The sequence below is a fragment of the Laceyella putida genome (assembly GCF_042665195.1).
Lineage (GTDB): Bacteria > Bacillota > Bacilli > Thermoactinomycetales > Thermoactinomycetaceae > Laceyella > Laceyella putida.
Genome location: NZ_JBHTBW010000054.1, coordinates 1 through 2,703 on the forward strand (window position 1 = coordinate 1; position 2,703 = coordinate 2,703).

Below are 2,703 nucleotides of genomic sequence, written 5' to 3' on the forward strand. Positions count from 1 at the left end.
CGCTATGCCGCTCGGTATCTCTCCGGTGATTTGCAACTTGACTGAAAGTGTAAGAAGGTCGTTTCGATGCTTCCTTCTTACCCTCGTTGCTTTATTCCATATCTAATTTTCAAGGTGCGTTGTTTTTTGTGATCACCGCATCGCGGCGACAAGAAATAATATAACATGGTCAAAAAACAAATGCAACCCTTTTTTTATAAAAAATCTTTCCGACCAAGTCGGAAATGGGTTCACGCAAAAGCTTCGGTTATCATTTCTGCTCTTTATATTTAAAGACCTTGGTAACTTTCCCTAAAGAAAAAAAGGTGAGCCGAGTCCCTCGATAAAAATGGCCAGTGCTGGCATTTGAACGATGTTGTCCACACCTATGCATTCTGCGATCACCACGTATGGCGGTTTTATGCCAAACCATGAGGCAACAATGCTAACTACGTTCTCTTTGGCCGACGTCCGCCGAGACAAAAAACACTGTTATCCGCCCACCTGATGTTCCGTTCCCTCACATCCAGACCCTCTGTTCAAATCACTTCCGTCGCGATCCGAATTTCCTTCTCCAACAGCTTCATTGCTTTTTGCGTCTGTTCATTATTCCATTTGAGGTATTGGCTCATCAAGGCCGTAACAGGCTCTTTCCATTTCTTAACCAAGTCAATTTCAAAATACATAGCCCCGATGCGTCTCATAAAAAAATCGGTTGGGGTCACTACCATCTCTTGTTCTAATCCATACATCAACGAAGCGTACAAGTTCGGCGGCAAACCCCATTTGTCTTGGAAGGGTTGCTTTTTCACCCAGTCAAACACCGCATCCACATTAGAGCCGTACCGACGCACCAGTTCCTCAGCTTCCCATTCCGACATGCCCAGGTTCTTGCCCAGCTCCACCTTACTCTTCACAAAAGCGGCAAAACGATCCGCCCCGCCCACTTCACCGCCCGATACACAAATATATTGAGTGAAGCATGAACGAAATCGCCGTTTGGTCTCTTGCTGGATCTCCTTCGCTACAAGGTCGGTCACCCTTTGTGCGATTTTTCGATAACCCGTCAATTTGCCTCCCGTTACGGATATTAACCCCGATGAGGATAAAAACAGCTCATCTTTACGGGAAATATCGGAGATGGCTTTCCCCTTCTTCAATATTAGGGAGCGCACACCAGCCCAACACGTTTCTATATCCTCGCTCCGCAAATGCACAGGCGAAAATACCTCATTGATTGCATGGATCAAATAATCCCGATCGTCTCGGGTTACTCTCGGATGGGAAAGGTCTCCATGATAAACTGTATCTGTTGTGCCAATATACGTTTTACCTTGCCGCGGAACCGCAAATATCATTCGACCGTCCACATGCGGCAAATAAACAGGTTGACGCAACGGCAATTTATCATGAGCAACGACGAGATGAACTCCTTTGGTTAAAACAACGCGCTTATCTTGTTTCATTCCTTCCTTTTTCCTAAGTTTATCAATCCATGGGCCAGTGGCATTGACCACTTTCCGCGCATACCAGTAGAACACTTTATTAATCAGTAGGTCTCTGACTTTTACTCCCACAATTCGTTTCTGTTCATACAAGAACTCTTCCACTCTCATATAATTAAATGCTTTCGCTCCAAAGCGAATTGCTTTTTTAATCACTTCAATGGTTAACCGGGCGTCGTCTGTGCGGTACTCCATGTACTGTCCCGCCCCCACTACCCGTTCTACGCGTAGAAGCGGCTCTTGCTCCGACAGTTCAGTCTTGCTTAGCCAGCGAAACCGCTCCTTCTTCTTCTCTTGAGCAAGTTGGTCGTACAGCGTCAATCCCAAAGCGGTTAAATATTTGCCATACGCCCCTCCTTTTATGATCGGCAGAACCACTCGTTCCGGCATCGTAATGTGCGGCCCGTTTTCATAAACAATCTCCCGCTCCCGTCCGACTTCTTTGACTAACTTAAACTCTCCTTTTCTTAAGTATCTCAACCCGCCATGAATCAACTTCGTGGAACGGCCGGAAGCGCCCGATGCGAAGTCTTGCATTTCAACCAGCACCGTTTCAAGCCCCCGTGACTGGCAATCCAAGGCAATCCCCGCACCTGTGATTCCCCCTCCGATAATCAGCACATCGACTTGCCGACCACGCAGTTCTTGTTGCGCTTGCCACCTGCTTTTGACAGAGAATGTATTGATCACGTCGGAACCCCCTTCTCCTATCCTGAAAGCCCTGATTCTCTATGGCCGATTGCCTCATTGCCCTCTTTTTCGGATCAACTCCGCTGTCCCATCCAGACAACAGTCATCTCATTGTTAGTCGTGTAACGGAACCTGTTTCCGGCAAGAAGGTTCACATCGCGGAAACGGTTTTCTTGTAAAAATAAAAAAGAACCACGTCGTCTCCTTTTTTTTCGGCAACCGGAGGGCGAGTGATCCTTGTCATCGTTTTTGATCATTTAGTTGGTAGCAAAAATTTCTGCATCTGTGAATGTCTTATAATTACATTTTAAAATATTCTGTTATCAAATTCAACTTACAGCCATCGCAGATCAATTATGACAAACTCGTTGAAAATCCCTCCTGTTCGATTCGGTATAACGAATGCAAAAAAATAAAAAACGCCTTTGATCACCATGGATCAAAGGCGCAATGCGCATTCCCTGAAAACTAAAGAGTGAGTAAGCGTGACCTGAAAAAGTGTTCGTTCATTTAGCTCGTAAGAGCTCCT

1 protein-coding gene is annotated in these 2,703 nt (G+C 45.8%); it reads right to left on the reverse strand.

Translation table 11 applies throughout. The annotated features are described in order from the left end of the window. Positions 1-518: 518 nt before the first annotated feature. Positions 519-2,174 carry a glycerol-3-phosphate dehydrogenase/oxidase gene (locus ACFQNG_RS15940; protein ID WP_379866552.1) on the reverse strand — a complete coding sequence of 552 codons (1,656 nt, stop codon included), beginning with the start codon at positions 2,172-2,174 and terminating at the stop codon, positions 519-521. Positions 2,175-2,703: the final 529 nt, after the last annotated feature.